Source organism: Photorhabdus africana (genome assembly GCF_035181445.1).
Classification (GTDB): Bacteria; Pseudomonadota; Gammaproteobacteria; order Enterobacterales; family Enterobacteriaceae; genus Photorhabdus; species Photorhabdus laumondii.
Genome location: NZ_JAXBVE010000293.1, coordinates 1 through 226 on the forward strand (window position 1 = coordinate 1; position 226 = coordinate 226).

General features: G+C 54.4%; 1 protein-coding gene. It reads right to left on the reverse strand.

From position 1 onward, the window contains the following. A partial coding sequence (locus tag SLS51_RS23815; RefSeq protein ID WP_323840918.1) for a HigA family addiction module antitoxin occupies nt 1-226 on the reverse strand: 226 nt, incomplete at both ends.

The window sequence follows — 226 nt, forward strand, 5'->3', positions numbered from 1 at the left end:
GATCCCTGATGTGTCGATCTCATCTTCCAGTTGGCGCAAGTCGTAGTTCGTCTGTAAGCGCATCCAAAACGCCGGATTACTCCCCAGCGCAGCAGACAGTCGGATGGCAAGCGCCGGGGTTAACGCTGTTTTGCCCGAAAGAAAGCGGGAAACCGTCGCTGGAGTTACGCCGATGTTTTTAGCAAACTGGCGAACGCCAACCCCTAAATCCTCCAGCATGTTGGAT